Raw genomic sequence first — 22,335 nt, 5'->3', positions numbered from 1 at the left:
GCACAGTTTAGAGGTGTTAAAAATATAGAATTTTTCCTTTTTAGATTAACAACCATTTTTGCTTAAACACAACTTTTAGGCTTGATCCGTCTTTCATCTAATTGAGAGACCTTTTTTAGTTTAAAGTATATAAACAAAAAAAGCCCTTCATTTCTGAAAGGCTTATTACTTTTGGGTGGAAGACCGGGTTCGAACCGGCGACTTTCGGTACCACAAACCGACGCTCTAACCAGCTGAGCTACAACCACCATTTTAAATTGGATTGCAAAGATAATTTAATTGTTATCTCTTGCAAATAGTTTTTCAATTTATTTTAAATCAAATAACGATTCTACTCCTACATAACGCTCAACTGTATAACCCTCAGCATGTTCCACACCAATTAAACGTCCTAAATTTCTTGCTCTATAGTCTACGCTATCTGTAAAGTTCTTGCTAGATATCGGAGTTTCAGGCTCTTTACTATTAGGATCAAAGAATTGTGTTTTATAAGCTAATACAGATGCCACCTTTTTTTCCATAAAACCAGAGACATCAACAACAACATCTGGTTCTATATCTTTCCATTGAATATAATGGTATACTGCTTTTGGTCTCCAAGGATCTTGTGGTTGATTTTCATCTTTATAAATAGTCTCAATCTTTTTCAATCCACTTAAAAAACAAGCATCACTCACTAACTGACTCCCTTTTGGGTGATCAATATGTCTATCTTCAATAGCATTACATATAACAATCTCTGGTTTATAATAACGAATCATTTTAATAAGTTCTAATTGATGCGCTTTATCATTAGTAAAGAAACCATCTGCAAATTGCATATTAATTCTAGAGTGTACACCAAGAATTTTTGCCGCATTAAAAGCTTCTTGATCTCTAGTCTCTGCCGTACCGCGTGTCCCTAGCTCTCCCCTAGTTAAATCTATAATCCCGACTTTTTTGCCCTTAGAAACTTCTTTTGCTAAGGTTGCACCACAACTTAATTCTACATCATCGGGATGCGCACCAATGGCCAATATATCTAGTTTTATCTGCATATGTTTATTGTTTTCTTAAGGTTAGATAGAATATCTAATCCCCTTTTTTAATCAAATTAAAATTTCATAATAGATGTTTCATCTCTTATGTCTCTTCTCTTGAATGTCAAAAATATTAAAAAGAAGGTAGATAATCGCTTTCTTTTTAATCCGCAAACGGTTTCGATTAGATAAATCCTTAATTATCTCGAATTTAAGTAGTCAAAATTGAAAAATTCGCAATACTTCTAAAGTATGACTTTCGTCATAAATATTGCTTTTCATTGACTCTATCTTTACACTATTACTAAAAGATAACGTCCTTATGACCTTAATGTTAGCCATTTTAATCATCACGATTTCTCTATTCATTTGGGGGAAATTCACACCAGATATTATCGCACTTATTTCAATGTTAAGCTTATTTGTCTTTGGGATATTAGACTTAACAGAAACATTAAGCGGATTTAGCAATCCAACGGTAATTATGATTGCTGCCTTATTTATTATAGGAGAAGGTTTATCTCAAACAGGTTGGACTGCCTTAGCCGGTGAAAAATTTATAAAAATGGCGGGCAAAAGCAAAATGAAGCTTTTATTAATAACGACATTAGGCTCAGGATTACTTTCTGGTGTAGTCAGTAATACAGGGACTGTAGCAACCTTAATGCCCGTAACAATTGCTTCTGCCTGGAGTATTGGGACATTGCCTTCTAAGTTATTAATGCCGGTAGCATTTGGCTCTAATACAGGTGGTTTATTAACTTTAACTGGTACACCTCCAAATATCATTGTAAACAATACAATGATAGAAAGCGGACTAGAAGGATTTTCTTTCTTTGAATTTGGATTGATAGGATTACCGCTATTATTATTAGCACTACTCTATTTCAAATTTATAGGCTACAGACTTTTACCTAGCAACAAAACCAATAATAAACCTGTAAATATTAATACGACGCTCCACCAATGGATTGAAGCGTACAAAGTAGATGGCGATTATTACAGATTAAGAGTAAGATCAGTGTCTCCATTACTAAATACAAAATTAGGCGATTGGAATTTTGAAAAAGACCATGCTGTTACCATTCTGCGTATTAAACGACGTCACCCGAGTCTTTTAAAAGGTAACGATCCTTTTATTGAACTTCCAACGGATCAAACGGAGTTCTTATACCACGATATTATTACAGTTAAAGGCGACACCGAAGCAATTAATATCTTAATGATTAAATTCAGACTGGGCTTATTACCTCTAAATTCTATCGAAGATGAGTTGCGACACAACCTTATTAACCAAGAAGTTGGTATGACCGAAGTCTTAGTTGCACCACAATCTGCGCTTGTCGGTAAAAATGTAACATCTAGTCATTTTTTTGAACGTTATAATGTGCAATTAATGGCCGCCTCTAGAAATGGCAAACCACTAACAGAACGTCAAACCATAGTAAAAGCTGGTGATGCATTTTTAATAAGAGGTCAATGGAGCGCTATAGAAGAATTAAAAAATCAATATGAACATTTAGTCATCTGTGGTAGCCCAGAAGGGATGGCTAAAACTGTTACAAACCTTACGATTAAATCTTATATCGCATTAGCATCTCTCATATTAATGATTGTATTGTTAGTTTTTAAGATTGTCCCAGGCGCTGTTGCCGCATTACTATCTGCAGGTATCATAATGATTACAGGCTGTGTACCAATGGTAAAAGCTTATAAAGGCATCAGCTGGATAAGTGTTGTAATGATTGCAGCAATGATACCAATGGGAATCGCATTACAAAAAACAGGCACAGCAGAATTGATTGCAAATGGCTTGGTGGATTCTTTAGGAAGCTTTCATCCTGTAGTTTTATTGGGCGGTGTGTTTTTATTGACCACAACCTTTAGTCAAGTTATTAATAACTCAGCCACAGCTGTATTAATGGCACCTATTGTAATTATTGCGGCAAACACACTTAACATTTCTGCAGCACCATTTATGATTGTAGTTGCTATTAGCGCCTCAACCGCATTTTTAACACCTGTAGGCACCACAACCAATGCGATGGTAATGACAGCGGGTGGCTATAAATTTATGGATTATTTAAAAGTAGGTGCACCACTGCTGCTACTCTTCCTAATAACAACATTATTACTTGTGCCAATCATATGGCCATTTTAAAATCGAAAGTCGAATTGAAAAATTATGAACTCATGGAAACATTAAAACAACCGATTATGAAAACGAGAGACCTTACAACGTACGGATTGAAAGACACCAATGCCCATTGGAACCTCTCACCAGAAAAATTACAAGCCATTACTATTGAAAAAGGAATGGGAAAAGAAACCGCTAATGGAACTTTAGCTATAAACACAGGTAAGTTTACAGGTCGTTCTCCTCAAGATCGTTTTATAGTAAAAGATGATTATACACAAAATAAAGTTTGGTGGGGAAAAACTAACAAAGCCATTTCACCAGAAAATTTTGATAAACTACAAGCTGAAATTACAAACTATCTAAGCGGTAAAGAAATTTATGCTAGAGATGCTTATGTATGTGCTGATCCAGAATATAAAACCAACGTAAGAACAGTTACCGAATATCCTTGGTCTAATATGTTTACCTATAATATGTTCTTAAGATCTGACGAATCTGAATTAGAAAATTTTAAAGAAGAATGGTTAGTCCTTTGCGCACCAGGTTATGAAGCACCAGACCCTAAAGCTGTTGGTTTACGTCAAGGCAACTTTTCAATTTTAAATTTCACTAAAAAAATTGCCTTAATTGGTGGTTCTGCTTATACAGGTGAAATTAAAAAAGGAATTTTCTCTTCTTTAAACTTTATTCTTCCTGTTGAAAAAGACGTTTTACCTATGCATTGTTCTGCAAATGTAGGTGAAGACGGAGATACTGCTATTTTCTTCGGTTTATCTGGAACAGGAAAAACTACATTATCTGCCGATCCTAATCGTAAATTAATTGGTGATGATGAACATGGCTGGACAGCAAATAACAACATTTTTAATTTTGAAGGAGGTTGTTACGCCAAAGCTATTGACCTATCTGAAGAAAAAGAACCTGACATTTTTAGAGCCATTAAGCCTGGAGCTATTCTCGAAAATGTCGTTTTTAAAGACAATGGAGACGTTGATTTTATGGATAGTAGCATTACACAAAACACACGTGTAAGTTACCCGATTTATCATATAGATAATATCCAAAAACCGTCTTACGCTAGTAATCCTACAAATATTTTCTTTTTAACAGCCGATGCATTTGGTGTATTACCTCCGGTTTCAAAATTAACACCAGGACAAGCGGCTTACCATTTTATATCTGGTTATACCGCTAAAGTAGCAGGTACTGAAGCAGGTATTACAGAACCTGTACCATCTTTCTCTGCATGTTTTGGTGAACCATTTATGCCATTACACCCAACGGTTTATGCTGAAATGCTAAGCAAAAAAATGCAAGATGCAGGCGTCAATGTCTGGTTAATAAACACAGGCTGGAGCGCAGGACCTTATGGAGTTGGTTCTCGTATAAAATTGAAATACACAAGAGCTATGATTACGGCTATTCTTGAGGGAGAATTAGACAATGTAGCTTACGAACAACATCCGATATTTGGCTTATTTATGCCAAAAACATGCCCGAATGTTCCTGATAGCATATTAGACCCAATGAATACTTGGGAAAACAAAGGTCAGTATGTTAGTAAATCTATTCAACTCGCACATTCTTTCCACTTAAATTTTGAAAAATTTGCAAGCGAAGCTTCAGAACAAATTATTGAAGGAGGTCCATTAATTGATGAACATCATCAGTTACACGATCATATTTAATATTTCCATGACTTAAAAGAGCCCAGAAATGGGCTCTTTTTTCTTATACAGTTTTTTATGAAAAGTATCCTATACATCCTATCTGTTTTCCTATTATTTCAGGCACAATTGCATGCTCAAAATACAGGCGAAAATAAATTAGGCTCTTGGTATGAAGTAACTTCGTCAAATAAAATAAGTGATAAATTCAGTATTAGTGGGTCATTCACCAATTGGAACTATGAATTACCAGCAAATAAAGCCCATTTGCGTTTGGGCATTCTAGGGTTGAATTATCATGTTGATCCTAAATTATCTATAGGTTTATGCTATGCTTATGGTGATATTGACTCATCGTTTGAAGTTAATGACAGCCCTCTTACTAAAGAGAATAGAATAATTGAACAGTTAATTTTCAAGCATAGATTAAACACGATTCAATTTTCTCAAAGATTGAGGTTAGAACAACGATTTCTAGAATATCCTACAGAAAACCAATTAACGCATAGAATTCGTTATAGATTTAAAACCAAAATACCTTTAAACCAAACACTATACATTTCTACGTATGATGAAATCCATTTTAATCTGAATGAGTTTGATTTTCAACAAAATAGAGCTTTTATGGGGCTGGGTATTTTAGCAACTAAAAATATAAGTACAGAAATTGGTTATGCAAGACATTCGTTTAAAACTAAAAGCTTTAACAGACTGTCGCTACAACTTAATTTAAAATGTGATTTTAGACAACACAATTCGTAAAGGTTAATTTAGTGCTTCACACTATCTATAGCTTGTTCTATATCGTGTTTTAAATCTTTTACATCTTCTATACCTACGGAAAACCGAATTAATTGATTGCTAAGTCCAATAGCATCACGCTCATCTTGAGTCAACAACGCGTGAGACGTTAAATGCGGAGATAATACCGTACTCTCAACACCAGCTAAACTCATAGACGATTTAATAAGCGTTAATTCTTTTTGAAATTGTTGTGAATCTATCCCTTCTATCAATTCAAAAGATAACATGGCACCAAAACCTTTCATTTGTGACTTGGCCAACTTGTAATCTGGATGTGATTTTAAACCAGGATAATAGACTTTAGAAACCTTCGGATGTTTTTCTAACCATTTTGCTAACTTCATGGCATTTTTGGTTTGTGCTTTTACGCGCAATCCTAAAGTTTTCATGCTGCGCTCTAACATCCAAACGGTCATATCACTTAAACTTCCGCCTAGATTCTTACCAACATTCCAAATGCGTTCTATATGTTCATTAGAACTTGCTACAGCACCAGCCAAAATATCACTATGTCCACCAAAATATTTAGTAGCAGAATGCATTACCATATCAATGCCTAAGTCCATAGGATTTTGATTTACAGGTGAAGCAAAGGTATTGTCAATAGACGTTAAAATGTCCTTAGACTTCCCCAATTTTGCAATCGCTTTAATATCTGTAATAGTCATTAATGGATTTGAAGGTGTTTCAATATGAATCAATTTTGTATTCGGTTGTAGTGCAGCTTCAAAATCTTCAACTAGATAACCATCCGTAAACGTGTATTCTATACCATACTTAGGAAATTCTTCTTTTATAAAATTTAAGGTTCCACCGTACAATGTATTCTGAACCACTAAATGATCGCCTTGTCTTAAAAATGCTAAGAACATAGTGCTAATCGCTGCCATACCTGACCCAAAAATCATAGCGGCTTCCGTATGTTCTAAAGCTGCAATTTTCTTGGCTAAATGTACTTGATTGGGAGTATTAAAATAACGCGGATAACGTTTAACATCAACATCCAAAAACTCGTAAGATGTACTTAAATAAATCGGAGATACTGCTCCTTTAAATTGTTCGTCTTTAACTTCACCCGTATGCGTGCAAATGGTGTTTAAACCTAGTTTATTTTTGGCCATAATACTATTTATAAGAAACGTAAATTTAATAAAAATCGATTCAACTCACCGGATAACTCTAAACAAAAAAATGGTTGATAAATACTACTATCTATCAACCATTTTTTTTAAACCGTATTTAAAGTCTATGCGTATTACTTATAATGCTTCTTATACTGTATGTAAGATAAGATTCCTAATACAGCAATGATGCCCAAAGTTATAGCGATAAACTGGAAGCTTAATATTTGATCTCCACTGGCGTAAGAATGCAATCCTGCTAAGTAAAAATTCACACCAAAATAGGTCATAAGGATACTACCAAAGGCGATGATTGACATTAAGTTATAAATCCATTTTCCTCGTAATCCTGGTACTAATCGCATGTGGATGACAAAGGCATAAATCATAATACTAATAAGTGCCCAAGTTTCTTTAGGATCCCAACCCCAATAACGTCCCCAACTTTCGTTGGCCCACATACCTCCAAGGAAGTTACCGATGGTTAACAATACCAATCCAACCGTTAACGCCATTTCGTTAACAATAGCTAATTCTTTAATATTAATGAGCATTCGCTCTTTATTCTCCTTGGTCGTGAAAATCATTAATAATAATGAAACCACACCCAAAATCATACCTAAAGTAAACGGTCCATAACTCGCAACGATTACCGAAACATGTATCATTAACCAATACCCTTGTAATACAGGTTGAAGGTTTGCAATGGCTGGATCCATCCAATTCCAATGTGCAATCATTAAAATCATTGACGTTACAAAAGCACCTGCAGCAACTGTTATACTAGACGTCGTTATTTTTCCTAAAAATGATGTCTTTTTAGCAGAATTATCTTTTTTCTTAGTCACACCTACAATAAAACCAAAAAGCATAGTTGACCAAGCGACATAAATCATGGACTCGTAAGCATCACTCCATGGTGCATGCCCAGACAAATACCATCTCCAAATTAAGCCTAAAGTATGCATCACAAATAACAATGCGATAACACCTAGTAAGACATTAATAGCCGTCTGAATCCATTTATTTTTATACTTAAAAATCTGAACAATAATTAATACAAACAACAGTGTACCAGCATACATATACCAACTGAATAGTCGTTTGAAAATATCGTAATCGTTATAAAGAATTTCTGCTTTTATTTTATCGTCAGATAGCATCACCTCACTACCAAATTTCTGTTGTGTCTTTTTGATACCTATTAATAATTCTTCCGCTTTAGAATAATCTCCCGTTTGCTTCGCATTATTTAAAGTCACCAAATACGCAACAAAACCATTATTTATAAAATTGCCATAAAGTGTATCTTCTATTTTATCTCTTAGACCTTCGTCTCTAAAATCTTTTGAAGATATCCATCGGTTATTATCATCTCCTGGTATTGGAAAAATTTTAATATTACGCCCTTCAATAGCATCAGATAAAAGGCTTAAGCGACCGTAGGTTTCTTTAATTTCTTTCTGAAATCCATTTGGTACTTGTGCCTTAAACGACTCTTCGATGTAAGGTCCTAATTTATTCCTTCCATCTTCTGTAAAAAAGTCGAGTAAACTAGCATAATCTTCAGAGTAATCTAAACCAATTATCCCTCTAATAGAATCTGCCTTTCTCGGTTTTAAATAAATGATTGGCACATTGTACCACAGCATCGGACTTTCTTGAATGGATAGAAAAACTTGATCAGCATCAAAGTCTTCATAGACATCACTTTTACTTAATTTACGAAGCATTTCAGAAGCATACGTATGCATTGGCATCATACGACCACTATAATCTTGAATGACCATTTCTGAAAATTTCTTCGCATGCTCCTTAGGAGTAATATGAACTCTTAAAATAGAATCGATTTGTTCTTTCCCAGTTTTCTTTTGGTGTGCATGACCATCGTCTTCTGTATGAACTTGTGCAAAACCTGAAAAACTAAATAACAACAAAATCATTGTCATCATTTTGGCTTTCTTTGTTTTCAACTTGGCTAGTTTACTTCTAATATCATCGAAGCGTGTATTTTTAACGAATAGAATCGCCATCATACCAAAATACAAGAACATATAACCCGCGTAGGTAATGTATGTTCCCCAACGATCGTGATTTACAGACAGCACCGTTCCTTTCTCATCTGGGTGAAAACTTGCTTGAAAAAAGCGATACCCTTTATGATCTAAAACATGATTCATATACACACGATAATCAAAATCACCAGATTCTTTATCTAAAACCGTAATTTTACTTTCGTAAGATGAATAGGCTTTTTCTGTGCCGGGATATTTTTCTGCTATAAAATCGTTTAGTTTAATTTCGAAAGGTAATTTCAATACTTTAGGACCATATTGTAAGGCCATTTCTAAGCCTCCAACTTTAAATTCCTTCATGGCGGTATAGTTACCTGGACCACCAATAATGCCTACTTTTTTTGTATCACCATTTGCTGTAACACTTAGGATAAGTCCATCTGGATCTGCCTTAGTTTTTAAAAGCTCTGGTTTTTTCACAACTCCAAATTCGCCTTTTACAATAGGTTTTGGCATTACAATCTGCATGTTTCCAATAATATATCTAGACCTTAAAATTAAGGGCTGCAAACTGTCTTTAATTAACTTGCCTGTAGCACGCGTTGCCATAGTCATGTATTCACCTTCATAAGGAGAGTTAATGGACAGCCCATTTTCTGTTTCCATGATGTTAATAGCACCTTCTTGAAACTTGTTTAAAGACACCAAGACATTGTGAAGATTTGCTACTGTACCATCTTCTAAAAAGTGGTTATGTGCTCCAGTATCTCCTGCTTCTACTATTTTTAAATAACGTTTTCCTGTGTCATCAGGAATGATGTCCTCTTCTGCACCTTCTATAAATTGATCGAGTTTTACAGTAACTTCGGTATCACCATAATCAAACGTTTTATCAAATTCATTATCTAATCGTGGAGAAAAATCGACATGCTCTTCTATCCTACGCTGTTGTAATTGACCATTAACTTTATAATTACCTATAATTCGTCCTCCGATGTAGGTTTTCTGAGAGAAAAATTCGCTTTCAGTAGCTCCTTCTCGTATTGGCATCATACCTTCAAAACCAACATATCGTGTTATAAACGCTCCGAAAAGAATAAGAATGAAAGATAAATGTAAGGTTAATGTTGCCCACTTCTCTTTTTTGTAAAGTCTGAATCTAAAAATGTTACCTAAAAAGTTGATAACAAAAAACACCATAATGGCTTCAAACCACCACGCATTATATATTAAAGTTCTGGTATATGGAGTTGGAGAGGTATCCATATTTCTATCTAAAATAGTACCAACTGCCATGGCGACGGCAAAGGCTATAAATAAGAAAGCGGTGAGTTTAGTAGAGAATAGGAAATTAGCGATTTTCTTTTGCATAGCTATAGGCTTTTTAGGCTGCGCAAAGATATGACTTTTTAATTATTTGATGATTCAGATTTAGTACTAAAACATGTTAAAATTACACATACAAAAACGGTTTAATTTTTCATGTTTGATTTAAGCATTTTGTTTTGTGCTTCCATTAATTCTTTTAAATCAGAAAGCAATTGAATGTCTTTTGGTGTCGTAACCGTTTTATCTTTAGAATCATGCGCTCTAGTCCGCAATCTATTCATGCCTTTAACAACTAAAAACACGGTAAACCCTATAACTAAAAAATCTATTAATACTGTGATAAGCGCACCATAACCTATAGCAACCTCACTAGTAATAATTGCACCCGAAGCGTCTGTAATTGCCTCTCTTAGTATAAGTTTTTTGTTATCAAAGTTGACATCATCCGTTAATAAAGATAATGGTGGCATTAATACAAATTTTACAAGTACATCTATAACCTTATTAAATGATGCACCAATTATGACACCAATTGCCATGTCCATCATATTTCCTTTGACGGCAAATTCTTTAAATTCTTTGAGAAGTTTCATACGTGTTTTAAATTTTAGATTTTTAAAACCACAAATTTATAATATGCCAATAAATGATTAGCTATTTCTTGCTGCAAAAATATTCATATACATAAAAGTGCCCATTTTACGTGCACGTCGTTTGGCGTTCTCAGCATAATCTCCTTCAAACAATTCATCAATAGTTTCAAACCAAAGATTTAACCATAAACCAAAATGTAATTCGGTAATGCTATTATTAAAAGCAGCATCTACTTTTGTATGTGCTTCTAATGGATTGCCGTAATATTTGGTTTTTAGAAATAAACTCGATTCCCAAAAGGTTGTTAAATGTTCTAAGTGTTGCTCCCAATCCTTTATGGTTTCATTAAAAAACGGCCCTAATTTTTCGTCCTTTCTAACCTTCTCGTAAAATTTGGAAACTAACAAGAATATGTCTTCTCTGTTTTTTATATCTATTTTATTCATCGCGCTATAATTTATGTTGTTCCGATTAGAACAATTTAGTTTGTGATAGTTTGCTATAATTAAAATTTTGCATATTATATAGACATTGGTAATTACTCTAACTTATGTTGCCAAATATTGGCCATAAAAGAACCATTTCTACAATCAATTAATAATACATTTTTCGTCCCTTTAGGGACTTTATATTGGTAAAAAAAACACCACTAAATTAGTGTGCCTTTAGGTACAAAATATCTTTAAACAAAAATTTCACAATACAGATTTTAAAATAAAACGTTCATTAAATTCTACATCAAAATCCTTTAACAACATTAAATATTCTTCTTTAAACACAACCTTTTTGTGATGTTCTTCTTGATTTTTGATATAATTAATTATTCTAGGAACTTCAGATTTAGAATAAGAAAACGCATCATATCCAGATTGCCACGAAAATCTACCATTAACAAAACCTTTATTATTTATCCATTTTGAAGAATCGTGTTTTACTTGCTTCATTAATTCAGATAATGACTGTGTTGGTCGCATTCCAAATAAAACATGAATATGGTCAGCCACTCCGTTAATTTGCAAAACCTTATGGTTGTTGTTTTTAAATATCCCGGTGATATACTTGTATAATTCGGCTTTCCAACTATCTCTAATTAAACTTTGCCGATTTTGAACCGCAAAAACAGCTTGGATATGAATTTCTGTATACGTGTTTGGCATTGCTCTAAATTATATGGTGTACCTAAAGGCACACTGGTTAATTATTGTAAACTAAAATCTACCCACCTTTTGTCCCTAAAGGGACATATTTAATTGATGCGTATGTAATATAGAACCAAAATAGCTTCCTTTTTACATATCAATTTTTAGAATTACCCAAAGTTATCCTTTTAATCCCATTCTTGTGATTCTAAAATAAGAAAACTTAGTATTTTTACAGCATGATATCAGTAGTATTACTTGGTGCTGGCAATGTAGCCACACATTTATATAAAGCCTTTTCAAATTCTGAAAACATTTCGATTACACAATGGTATAATCGCACGCGAGCATCCATTTCGTCTTATGCCAATGACGTAGACATCACAGATTCATTAGACGAGTTAAAAGAAGCGGACATTTACATTATGGCGGTTAGCGATGATAGTATTGAACAACTGTCTATAGATCTACCATTTACAAATCGATTTGTGGTGCATACCTCTGGAAGCGTTGCCATGCACGATATAGATAAGAAAAACAAAATTGGAGTTTTTTATCCGTTGCAAACATTTTCTAAGGATGCTGAAATAGATTTTAGCGAAGTCCCTATTTGTGTTGAAGTTTATGAAAAAGAAAACCTTCAGCTATTAATAGATTTAGCAAAAGCCGTAGGTTGCAAACCTCATAAAATTACGACAGAACAACGTCAGACACTTCATTTAGCAGCTGTTTTTGTTAATAATTTCACGAATCAACTCTATAGAATTGGTCATGAAATTTGCGAAACTAAAAATATAGAATTTGAAATCTTGCATCCTTTAATTGAGGAAACGGCAAAGAAAATTCAACACATGTCTCCTTTTATGGCACAAACAGGTCCGGCTAAACGGAATGATAAAAGAACTATAAAAAGACAACTTAAGCTAATTGAAAAAGAAGAGCATGAAGCGATTTACAAAATGCTTACTACTTCTATAAAAAAGACACATGGTATAAGATCTACAAGAATCAAAAGCCAGAAAAAAGAAAACTAATTATGAACGACGATAAAAGTTACAAAGAATATTTAGCAGACATTACGACCTTCATTTTCGATGTTGATGGTGTTTTAACCGATGGTACTATCACCGTGACAACAGATGGTGAAATGCTAAGAACCATGAATATTAAAGACGGATTTGCATTAAAAACAGCAATTGATGCCGGTTTTAATCTCTGTATTATTTCTGGTGGCTCTAACGAAGGTGTTCGAAAACGATTAGCAGGATTAGGAATAAAAGACATTTTCTTAGGTTCACACAATAAAATAGAACAACTCAATAGCTACTTGGAGCAGCATACTATTTCAAAATCACAAGTGTTGTACATGGGGGACGATATACCGGATTATCCTGTGATGAAATTAGTTGGTTTACCGTGTTGTCCTCAAGATGCTGTTCCTGAAATTAAAGCCATTTCAAAATATATTTCTCATAAAAACGGAGGGAAAGGTGCCGTAAGAGATGTCATTGAACAAGTCTTAAAAGTACAAGGCAAATGGAATGGTAATTTTAATGCTAAGTATGATTAGGTAGTAGTTGGTTGTTGGAAATAAAAATCTTATATTTTTTTTTTAAACATGTCAAGCGGAAGAAGACATAGCACAGGATTTGGGTATATTGGTTTTGGTAATAGTCAGACGACATTTAACCAAAGATCATCAAAGCCTTTTTCTAAATACAAGGAAAAACTAGATCTTGAAGCCCATCTGCACTACAAAATGTCTTTTTTGCATAAAGACTTAACCAAAGAAGACAAGAAAAAAATTAAAGACAAAATAAGACAACAAGAGCGTAAACTTTTAAAGATAACAGCAATTATTAGTTCCATCGTTTTTATTATCATTGCAACTATTACTTACTATTTAATCACAAAAATAATATCTCACTAACCTATAAATGATTCACGTCTTTAATTTAATCCGTTGGAAGAATTTACTAATGATTGCTTTGATGCAATATTTAGTAAAATATGCACTTTTATTACCTTTTCAAGAAAGTCATGGTGTCCTTATCACCTTAAGCGACTTCAACTTTTTTCTTTTAGTTTTAGCTACCGTTTGTATCGCAGCTGGTGGTTATATTATCAACGATATTTATGATGTTGAAACCGATAAAATCAATAAACCAGATCAACTTATAATTAATAAACACATTACAGAAAAGAGTGCCAGCACATTATTTATAGTTCTTAATATTATAGGAGTTGGCTTAGGTTTTTACTTATCTAATGGTATTGGTAAACCCGAATTTTTCGCCATCTTTTTCATTACCTCCGCACTACTCTATATGTATGCTTCGTATCTCAAACAAATTGCCGTCGTTGGTAATGTTGTGGTTTCTATTATGGTTTGTTTGAGTATTTTGTTAGTTGGTATTTTTGAATTAATTCCGGCTATGACAGTGCATAATAAAGCCATTCAGACTACTTTTTTATATATCATTCGAGACTATGCCATTTTTGCCTTATTGATTAATATTCTAAGAGAACTCGTTAAAGATATTGAAGATTTCGATGGTGATTATAAAGCTGGTATACAAACATTACCAATTCTCTTAGGACGAGAGCGCAGCACTAAAATTGCATTTATACTGTCGTTAATTCCAATAGTTTCTATTGTATATTATGTTATTACGTATTTATTTAAACAGCAACTCGTTGTTGCCTACTTTTTAGTATTGGTTGTAGCACCATTAATTTACGTAAGCATAAAATTATTTAGTGCAGAAAGCAAAGCACAATACAAACACATTAGCTTCATTTTAAAATTAGTGATGCTTACTGGGATGCTATCCTTATTACTCTACAAATTTATTATTCTCAACTAAAATGCTAAACGACAAACTCAACGATTTCAATATTATTCTGGCCTCAGCGTCACCACGTCGTCATACATTTTTAAAAGAAATGAATCTCGACTTCGACATTCAATTAAAACCAGTTGAAGAAATTTACCCTAAAAATTTGAAGCGTGAAGACATCACCGATTTTTTAGCAAAATTGAAAGCGGAACCGTTTTTAGAAAGTCTTCAACATAAGGATATCTTAATCACTAGTGATACCATCGTTTGGTTAGACGATAAAGCGATTGGTAAACCAAAAGATGAAACGGATGCTTTTAATATGATAAAATCGTTAAGCAATAAAACACATGAAGTGGTTACCTCAATCTGTTTCACTCAAAAAACAGAACAACGTCTGGTTAACACCATTACCAAAGTGACCTTTAAAGCCTTAACAGACGAGGAAATTCAATACTACGTTAACACTTACAAACCGCTAGATAAAGCTGGTGCCTATGGCATACAAGAATGGATTGGTGCCATTGCCATCACATCTATTGAAGGCTCATATAATAACGTCGTAGGCTTACCTACACATTTACTTTACAAAACGTTAAATGCCATTGTAGACCATAATTAGAATCTTATCTTTATTACGAGATATTTTGCATCGCATCTTTGCATGTTGCAACATCTAAAAAAACGTAATAATTATGATAAGGCTTATAAAATCTACACTATTAGTTACATTAATTGGACTAATGTCCTTCTTCACCTCTTGTAAAGAAAACACGAATACCCCTGCTACTACACCAGAAGTCAGTGGTGTTTCAGAAACGAAATCTAAAGCTGTAAACCCTAAAACAAAATTGTCCGATGATTTTAAAAATTATTGGTACAATGGTGAAGCGGAAATCACATCTTACAAACTAGAACAGGAGCGTTACGGAGAACTACGAGAAGGTACAGCTGTTTTAGTTTTTGTAACTGAAGATTTTTTACCAGACGCTCAGGTAAAAGCGGATAGTTATAGTGAAAACAACATTCCGGTTTTAAAATTGAATGCAACCAAGAATTTTAATACAGGAATTTATCCGTATTCCATAATGCAGAGTACATTTTATCCGGTTGCTAACAATCAGCATGCCTTAAAAATATCGACATCTGTACAAGAATGGTGTGGACATGTTTATACTCAGTTAAATAATCGCAATGCGTTTGAGGTGACTTCGCATTCTTACTTTCAAGGTGAAGCGGATGAAAGCTTCAAACTAGAAAAAACTTGGACAGAGAATGAATTGTGGGCCAAATTAAGAATCAATCCTAAAAGTCTTCCTGTTGGTGACATAGAACTTATTCCTTCATTAGAATCCGTAAGACTTAATCACGACGCTTTAAAAGTTCAAAAAGCAAATGCCAAATTAGAGAGCAATAGCTATACGGTTACGTTTTCGGAATTGCAACGCACCTTAAAAATAAATTTTAATCCTAATTTCCCTTTCGATATTTTAGGTTGGGAAGAGACTATTGTAAGTGGAATGGGCTCTTCTGCTGAGACCTTAACCTCAAAAGCTACGAAACTAGAAAGTATTAAATCGGACTATTGGAACAAAAAAAGCAATTCAGATGTTAGCCTTAGAGAAACTTTAAAATTGCAATAATCTTCATAGATTCTCAATTATATTTGTGAAGCAAAATACTCCCTAAATGAATTCAATATTTCATAATTATCAAGATCAAATTTTATATTCAACTATACTCTTAATTACTCTATTTATTATTAGAAAAATAATCGTAATTACAGTAAAGAAAATAGGAAGAAAAAGTGGTACAACCGAAGCAAGAGCAGGTTTAATAGGTCGTTATGTTACGGTTACACTTGTGCTTATTGCCATCCTTATAGAAACCTTTATTCTTGGTGCAGAAACACGAGATATTACCCTTGTTTTTTCTTCTGTTTTTGCAGTTATAGGTATTGCCCTTTTTGCGATTTGGTCTATTTTAAGCAACATAACCTCTGGAATTATTATGTTTTTTTCCTTTCCATATAAGGTTGGAGATAAAGTAAAGATTCACGATAAAGATGATTCTATCATAGGTATTATTGAAGATATTAGAGCCTTTCAAATTCATCTTAAAGATGACCAAGGAAATTTAGTGACCTACCCTAATAATCTAATTCTACAAAAAGCTGTAACTTTATTGCAAAAGGATGCTTTAGACGATCCCTTAGACGACAGTAGTATTTTATAACCTATGCGAAAAAAAACAGCAAAAAAACGTACACATAATTACAAAAAACACATAGGCAAAGCACCTGGTACTTTAGTGTACACAGGAAAGAAAACGGAAAAGCAACTTCAAATAGAATCTTTCGATTATACAAAAGACACTCTTACTGAAAATGTTTTAACCAATATAGAAGATGCCAGATCGTACAAGGAAACCGATTCTGTGACTTGGATAAATGTTGATGGACTAAACTCGCTTAGTGAAATAGAAAACATTGGCAAACAATACGATTTGCATCCACTTGTTCTAGAAGATATTGTAAATACCACACAACGTCCTAAAATTGATGAATACGATGATTACCTGTTTATTGTTCTAAAAATGTTGTACTACGATAAGGATGAAAACGTCGTTATAGAACAAGTGAGTCTAGTATTAGGAAAAAATTACGTGTTGTCTTTTCAGGAATCTGAAGGCGACGTGTTTGATACCGTTAGAGACCGCATTAGACTTGGCAACGGACGTATTAGAGGTTTAAAATCTGATTATTTATTGTATGCCTTAATTGATGCTGTTGTCGATCATTATTTTAGTATTATAGAAACCCTTGGCAATAAAATTGAAGATTTAGAAAACGACTTGTTTGAAGGTCATGCCAAAGACAACATTAACATTGAAGTCCAACAATTAAAGCGTGAAATCTTAAAAGTACGTCGTGCTATTTTCCCGCTTCGAGAAATCATAAATCGTATAGAAAAGGGAGAACACCCGCTAATCTTCAAACGCACAATTACGTATTACCGAGATATTTACGATCACTTAATCCAAGTATCTGAAAACATAGATATTTACCGTGAAATGATTTGGAGTTTAATGGACATGTACATGTCAACCATTAGCAATCGTATGAATGAAGTGATGAAAGTGTTAACCATAATGTCTTCCATCTTTATTCCGTTAACATTTCTAGCTGGTATCTATGGTATGAACTTTGAATACATTCCTGAACTAAAATATCACAATGGCTATTTTATTCTTTTGGGTGTGATGTTTGTGATGTTTATTTTGATGCTAGTCTATTTTAAGCGTAAGAAGTGGTTGTAGAATATATTCCAACTAATTATTAATAATGATAAAGATAAAATTTCTTCTCATTGCATTTACTTTTTCTATTTCAGCACTGCATAGTCAGAACCTTCTTAAAAGCTTATATAACTTAGACACCTTTCCAAAAGGAATGGAGAAAAGCAAAGTTTTTATTGAAAACACATGTTCAGATATTTTAATTTACAACTATATTTCTGGTGGAAATGGAAGCTTTCAATTTGATATAAAAACTAAAAATGAACTCGAAATAAAACTTCCAGTACTAAATGATTTAATATTAAAATTCCTAGATCCCACAACAAAAGAGCCCTTCTTAAATTATACATTTCATGTTGATTATAGTTTTAAATACAATGATTATTATGATGAATTTGAATTAAACGATAACACTTTCTCATTATTTTCATTATTTGATTTAGCATCCTATTATTACGATTTAGACGAATATAGCCTTGTAAATAAAATGCTGTTGATTTATAAACCTGAACTAGATTATAAAACAAAGCGTATTCAATTTTTTGAAATTTTAGCAAAGGCTTTTGAAATTGAAGACATACCCGATTTTAAATCTATCGCAAACAACGACGAAAATGAAGACCTTTTTGATCGCGAAGTTGAAGCATTGATGTTAGATGCTATTCTTGAAGAAATCGATAACGAAACTATAAACTCGCAACTTTTTGACTATTTTATTCTAGATAAAAACAGTAAGACTAAAACCGAAAACAACCTCGTAAAATTATTTAACAACAAGCACATTGTTAATGATATAGAAACAAATATTCTTCAACCAAAATTAACTATAGACTTATATCAAGGTGCTCAGTTACACATTCCTGAAAATTATTTAACAATTAATAAGTCTGATAGCCAAGCATTTCCTATTAATTCAATAGAAGTCAGAATAGATTATAAAAACCATAAACTTATAATTGATTTTAAAAATAAAGAAGCCGTAAACTTAACTCTTAATGACGCTTTTGTTATGCATGAAAAAGAGGAGACAATGACATCTAAAAATATAAGGCTCGAGGTTTCCGAATCTGATTTAAAGTTTCAAGTCATTAAATTTAGTCCTCATCAAAATATAGACAATAAACCTTACGTACTAATATTAAACTGATTCGTTATTTTATTTAATAGCTTATGAATAAATTAACCCAATGGTTTTTAAAATTACCTCCATTTAAAATTTTTCTATTGCTTCTTTTAGGAATTCCAATCTATATCTGGTGGTTTTCAATAATATATCAGCTGGATAAAAAGATCAATGAACCATCAAATAATTTAAAATTTTGGCTCGTTAGTGGTTTAACTATTTATCCTATTATTTATGTGCTTTATATGTTTTTTACATTTTCATTTTTTATTCCCTTAATGCCGTTTCATTTATTAGCAATACTATGTGGTTTTATATTAATGACCTTAACTGCAAAAAGTTATGTGAATTTCGAAAAGAAAAAAGGGTACTCTACTCGTAGTGTTTTTGAAGTATTTTTCATGCTTTGGTTTTATATAATTTGCGTGTGGTCATTACAACCAAAATTGAACGCGTATGTCAATGAAAACCCTGATCAAAACTAAAAACCCGAGTCTTACACAATCCCAACGTTAAACTAAACCTAAAAAAAGCATGAAAACTAGTAACTTTTCTATATTTGAAAAGTAACTAACTAAGATCCTCATGCACCAACTTAGACTTTGTCTATTGCTTTTTATAAGTACTATTGTATCATTACAAGCCCAACAACCCAAAACCTACAATTCATCAGAAATTTACGAAGCTGTTCAAAAACTCAATGTTTTGGGCTCTGTACTTTATATTGCAGCCCATCCCGATGATGAAAACACACGCTTAATTTCATACATGTCTAATGAAGTAAAAGCGCGTACAGCCTATTTATCGTTAACACGTGGCGATGGTGGCCAAAACCTTATTGGTCCAGAAATCAGAGAACTTTTAGGTGTTATTAGAACTCAAGAATTACTAGCCGCAAGACGTACTGATGGTGGAGAACAACGCTTTACAAGAGCCAATGATTTTGGTTACTCTAAACATCCGGATGAAACTTTAGAAATCTGGAATAAAGACGACGTTCTTGCAGATGTAGTTTGGGCGATTAGAACATTTAAACCCGATGTTATCATTAACCGTTTCGACCACAGAAGAGCTGGCGAAACACATGGTCACCATACAGCTTCTGCAATGTTGAGTTTAGAAGCTTTTGATATTACAAATGACGCTTCAGAATATCCATTACAATTAGAATTTACTGAAACATGGCAACCAAAACGCTTATTTTACAACACCTCATGGTGGCGCTACGGAAGTCAAGAAGAATTTGATAAATTAGACAAGAGCAACATGCTTACGTTCGATGTCGGTAGATATTATGCATCAAAAGGAAAGTCTAACAACGAAATTGCCGCCTTAGCGAGCAGTCAGCATTTGTCTCAAGGCTTCGGAAGATTATCAGATCGCGGTTCTCAAAATGAATACATTGAGTTTTTAAAAGGAGAATCCTTAAACACGAGCGCTAATATTTTTGAAGGAATTGATACGTCATGGAATCGCGTTGCAGGTGGAAAAGCGATAGGAAATATTTTAAAATCAGTTGAAACTAATTTCAATTTCAGAAATCCATCAGCACATTTACCACAACTTTTAGAGGCTTATAAATTGCTTCAATCTATAAAAGATAAACACTGGAGAACGGTTAAAACTAAAGAGCTAAAAGCAATTATTGAAGCTTGTGCTGGACTCTACTTAGAAGTTTCTGCGAATACGCCAAGTGCAGCACCAAGTTCTGATGTAAAATTGACTATGGAAATTTTAAACAGAAGCAGTTCAAATATTAATTTAGTGTCCTATAACCTTTCAACATTAGGTACAGGAATAACTAAAAATATGAGCTTAGCTCCCAATCAAAAATTAAATTTTGAAGACGGCATTAGCATTCCAAATAACAGTACTTACACCGCGCCTTATTGGTTAAACACCAAAAGCACATTGGGGATGTACAACGTAAAGGATCAAAATTTAATTGGCTTACCTGAAACGCCAAGAGCTGTTTTTGTTGATTTTAATTTATTAATTGAAGGCACACCTATTACAATAACAAAACCAGTAGTGTATCGTTATTCTAAACCCGACAAAGGAGAATTGTATCGTCCATTCGAAATCATTCCTATTGTCTCGGCAAGCCTAAGTCATAAAGTCTATATTTTTGAAAACGACGGTCAAAAAGACATTGAAGTTACTGTAAAAGCTGGCAAAGACGCTATTACTGGTTTTGTTCAAATGGCTTATCCCGATGGATGGCAAGTCTTTCCTCAAAAACAAAAAATTGAGATTGCTAATAAAGGAGATATTCAAAATGTGATATTTACTGTTATTCCTCCAAAAACTCAAAGTGAAGGCTCAATTACACCAATGGTAAATATTGATGGTGAATTTTATACCGACGAGATTATTGAAATTGATTATACACACATTCCTTTTCAAACCGTTTTAATGCCTAGCGAAAGTAAAGTCGTTCGATTAAATATTGAAAAACGAGGAAATAACATTGGTTATGTTGAAGGCGCAGGAGATGTGGTACCAGAAAGTTTAAGACAAATTGGATACGATGTTACCATTATTAAACCCGAACAAATTACGCCAGAAAATCTTGATGACTTTGACGCTATTGTTATGGGAATTAGAGCTTATAACATTGTTGACGACTTAGTATTTAAACAACGCTTTTTGTTAGACTATGTAAAAGATGGAGGAAATCTAATCATTCAGTACAATACGAGTAGAGGTATAAAAGTAAATAATTTGGCCCCTTATGATTTACAACTATCTAGAGACCGTGTTACAGATGAAAATGCCTTGGTTAGAATATTAGAACCGAATCATCCAATTCTAAATTTTCCTAATAAAATTGGACTTCAAGATTTTGAAGGTTGGGTACAAGAACGTGGCTTATATTTCCCAAATAAATGGTCTAAAGAGTTTACACCATTATTAGCATCTAATGACAGTGGAGAGAATTCCAAAGAAGGCGCCTTACTAGTTGCAAAATATGGAAAAGGCAACTATATTTACACAGGTCTCAGTTTCTTTAGAGAATTTCCGGCAGGAGTTCCTGGGGCATACAGACTCTTTGCTAATCTGCTATCTGCAGGTAAACAAGAATCTACCACTCAAAAAAATTAAAGACTTAACGACTAACTAACAACCAACTAATGAGCCAGCAAGACCCACCAGAAGTAAAACAAAAATGGAGTAAAATGTACACTGCTGTGTTAATAGCTAATGCACTCTATATTATCTTATTTTATTTTATAACAGCTTCATT

At 33.4% G+C, this 22,335-nt stretch carries 19 protein-coding genes and 1 tRNA gene; 13 read left to right on the top strand and 7 right to left on the bottom strand.

What is annotated here, in order from left to right; all coding sequences use genetic code 11:
• Window positions 1-173 precede the first annotated feature (173 nt).
• Window positions 174-249 (bottom strand) — tRNA-His (locus tag HM984_RS15965).
• 59 nt (window positions 250-308) lie between these two features.
• Complete coding sequence (bshB1, locus tag HM984_RS15960) at window positions 309-1,031, bottom strand: bacillithiol biosynthesis deacetylase BshB1 (RefSeq protein ID WP_179349892.1); 723 nt, start codon at window positions 1,029-1,031, stop codon at window positions 309-311.
• Between the two features lie 310 nt (window positions 1,032-1,341).
• On the opposite strand from bshB1, the gene HM984_RS15955 reads away from it, so the two are divergent.
• The 3 genes from HM984_RS15955 to HM984_RS15945 are packed head-to-tail and all read left to right on the top strand — an operon-like array spanning window position 1,342 to window position 5,588.
• Window positions 1,342-3,180: an SLC13 family permease gene (locus HM984_RS15955; RefSeq protein WP_115809552.1), complete on the top strand. Its 1,839-nt coding sequence runs from the start codon at window positions 1,342-1,344 to the stop codon at window positions 3,178-3,180.
• A gap of 32 nt (window positions 3,181-3,212) precedes the next feature.
• Window positions 3,213-4,847 carry a phosphoenolpyruvate carboxykinase (ATP) gene (gene pckA / locus HM984_RS15950; protein WP_179349890.1) on the top strand — a complete coding sequence of 545 codons (1,635 nt, stop codon included), beginning with the start codon at window positions 3,213-3,215 and terminating at the stop codon, window positions 4,845-4,847.
• Window positions 4,848-4,904: 57 nt separating this feature from the next.
• Complete coding sequence (locus tag HM984_RS15945; RefSeq protein ID WP_179349889.1) at window positions 4,905-5,588, top strand: DUF2490 domain-containing protein; 684 nt, start codon at window positions 4,905-4,907, stop codon at window positions 5,586-5,588.
• Between the two features lie 8 nt (window positions 5,589-5,596).
• Here the strand turns inward: HM984_RS15945 and HM984_RS15940 are convergent, their stop codons facing one another.
• From HM984_RS15940 to tnpA, 5 genes are all read right to left on the bottom strand, one after another.
• Window positions 5,597-6,751, bottom strand: coding sequence for a trans-sulfuration enzyme family protein (locus HM984_RS15940; protein WP_179349888.1), 1,155 nt, complete (start codon window positions 6,749-6,751; stop codon window positions 5,597-5,599).
• Window positions 6,752-6,885: 134 nt separating this feature from the next.
• Window positions 6,886-10,137, bottom strand: a complete 3,252-nt coding sequence (locus tag HM984_RS15935; RefSeq protein WP_115809546.1) for a cytochrome c biogenesis protein CcsA — start codon at window positions 10,135-10,137, stop codon at window positions 6,886-6,888.
• 101 nt (window positions 10,138-10,238) lie between these two features.
• Window positions 10,239-10,688, bottom strand: coding sequence for a large conductance mechanosensitive channel protein MscL (mscL, locus tag HM984_RS15930; protein ID WP_115809544.1), 450 nt, complete (start codon window positions 10,686-10,688; stop codon window positions 10,239-10,241).
• Between the two features lie 57 nt (window positions 10,689-10,745).
• Window positions 10,746-11,135, bottom strand: a complete 390-nt coding sequence (locus tag HM984_RS15925) for a group III truncated hemoglobin (RefSeq protein WP_179349887.1) — start codon at window positions 11,133-11,135, stop codon at window positions 10,746-10,748.
• A gap of 249 nt (window positions 11,136-11,384) precedes the next feature.
• Window positions 11,385-11,846, bottom strand: coding sequence for an IS200/IS605 family transposase (gene tnpA / locus HM984_RS15920; protein WP_179349886.1), 462 nt, complete (start codon window positions 11,844-11,846; stop codon window positions 11,385-11,387).
• Window positions 11,847-12,067: 221 nt separating this feature from the next.
• On the opposite strand from tnpA, the gene HM984_RS15915 reads away from it, so the two are divergent.
• From HM984_RS15915 to HM984_RS15870, 10 genes are all read left to right on the top strand, one after another.
• On the top strand, window positions 12,068-12,862 hold the full coding sequence (locus HM984_RS15915) for a Rossmann-like and DUF2520 domain-containing protein (RefSeq protein WP_179349885.1): 795 nt from the start codon (window positions 12,068-12,070) through the stop codon (window positions 12,860-12,862).
• Window positions 12,863-12,864: 2 nt separating this feature from the next.
• The gene (locus HM984_RS15910; protein WP_179349884.1) at window positions 12,865-13,398 is read left to right on the top strand and encodes a KdsC family phosphatase; all 534 of its coding nucleotides are present in this window, start codon (window positions 12,865-12,867) and stop codon (window positions 13,396-13,398) included.
• Window positions 13,399-13,446: 48 nt separating this feature from the next.
• Complete coding sequence (locus HM984_RS15905; protein WP_179349883.1) at window positions 13,447-13,758, top strand: hypothetical protein; 312 nt, start codon at window positions 13,447-13,449, stop codon at window positions 13,756-13,758.
• A gap of 7 nt (window positions 13,759-13,765) precedes the next feature.
• On the top strand, window positions 13,766-14,695 hold the full coding sequence (locus HM984_RS15900) for a geranylgeranylglycerol-phosphate geranylgeranyltransferase (protein ID WP_179349882.1): 930 nt from the start codon (window positions 13,766-13,768) through the stop codon (window positions 14,693-14,695).
• A 1-nt stretch (window position 14,696) separates the two neighbouring features.
• The gene (locus HM984_RS15895) at window positions 14,697-15,290 is read left to right on the top strand and encodes a Maf-like protein (RefSeq protein WP_115809530.1); all 594 of its coding nucleotides are present in this window, start codon (window positions 14,697-14,699) and stop codon (window positions 15,288-15,290) included.
• A gap of 73 nt (window positions 15,291-15,363) precedes the next feature.
• On the top strand, window positions 15,364-16,311 hold the full coding sequence (locus HM984_RS15890) for a septum formation inhibitor Maf (protein ID WP_257018512.1): 948 nt from the start codon (window positions 15,364-15,366) through the stop codon (window positions 16,309-16,311).
• A gap of 46 nt (window positions 16,312-16,357) precedes the next feature.
• Complete coding sequence (locus HM984_RS15885; RefSeq protein ID WP_115809526.1) at window positions 16,358-16,903, top strand: mechanosensitive ion channel domain-containing protein; 546 nt, start codon at window positions 16,358-16,360, stop codon at window positions 16,901-16,903.
• Window positions 16,904-16,906: 3 nt separating this feature from the next.
• Window positions 16,907-17,986 carry a magnesium/cobalt transporter CorA gene (corA, locus tag HM984_RS15880; RefSeq protein WP_179349881.1) on the top strand — a complete coding sequence of 360 codons (1,080 nt, stop codon included), beginning with the start codon at window positions 16,907-16,909 and terminating at the stop codon, window positions 17,984-17,986.
• A gap of 25 nt (window positions 17,987-18,011) precedes the next feature.
• Window positions 18,012-19,112, top strand: coding sequence for a hypothetical protein (locus HM984_RS15875; RefSeq protein WP_179349880.1), 1,101 nt, complete (start codon window positions 18,012-18,014; stop codon window positions 19,110-19,112).
• Between the two features lie 561 nt (window positions 19,113-19,673).
• Entirely contained in the window at window positions 19,674-22,193 is a 2,520-nt protein-coding gene (locus HM984_RS15870) for a PIG-L family deacetylase (RefSeq protein ID WP_179349879.1), read from the top strand.
• Window positions 22,194-22,335 lie beyond the last annotated feature (142 nt).

This window comes from Winogradskyella pacifica (genome assembly GCF_013403915.1).
GTDB classification, from domain to species: domain Bacteria; phylum Bacteroidota; class Bacteroidia; order Flavobacteriales; family Flavobacteriaceae; genus Winogradskyella; species Winogradskyella pacifica.
This window is presented reverse-complemented; position numbering and strand designations above follow the sequence as displayed.